2 protein-coding genes are annotated in these 733 nt (G+C 41.7%); both read left to right on the top strand.

From position 1 onward, the window contains the following. Positions 1-265, top strand: a 265-nt coding sequence (locus tag A3757_RS02815) for an HIT domain-containing protein (protein ID WP_068739138.1), incomplete at its 5' end; no start/stop codon positions are given. A gap of 97 nt (positions 266-362) precedes the next feature. After that, the coding region (locus A3757_RS02810) for a hypothetical protein (protein WP_068739136.1) at positions 363-733 on the top strand (371 nt) is incomplete at its 3' end.

Raw genomic sequence — 733 nt, 5'->3', positions numbered from 1 at the left:
AACCGCTCCCGTACACTTGCTTATCATCCCTAAAAAACCAATCGCGACGATTAACGATATGGATGAAGGTGATAAGGAAACATTTGGACATTTGTTCTTTGTTGCCAAGAATATTGCCGCCGATATGGGCTTCGCAGAAGATGGTTACCGTGTTGTGATGAATTGCAATGAATATGGTGGACAAAGCGTCTACCACGTACACCTGCATTTAATCGCTGGTAAACCTTTGGGTTGGCCTCCTTTCACCGAGAAGCTTAAAGTCTGAGCAAGTGTAAACAAGGGTAAAACCATTGCTGACAGACTAATATTTAAGCACCCTCTTCGTTAAACTAGAGCTACCTAAACGAAGAGCGTGGTGAAATATGATCTGGAACCTGGAAGAAAGAAAGTCTAATAAGAGCCTACAGTCAATACTACAAGGCTTGGTATTATTTGCCATGATGTTTTCATTGGCGGCACTTGCTGAAGCTGATGAACTTTCTTCTCGTCTGGAATCACACTTCAATGCCGATAGCTCGTATCGCTTTATCAACTATGAAAGTGTTAATCAGGTGCATGCTGATGAGTATGGCAGCATGCGCTACTTAGTGATGGATTTTGATTTGCGACTTGCCAGTAATGATCTTCAAGGCAGTATTCACCAGATTTGTAATACTGTCTTGGCAGATAGGCAGTTAATAAAAGACCTATCTCGTCATGGCTATGATATGGTTTCAGTATCATTTGATAGGCA

The organism is Oleiphilus sp. HI0117 (genome assembly GCF_001635235.1).
Note: the sequence above shows the minus strand (reverse complement) of the source record. Positions and strands in the feature narration are given on the sequence as shown.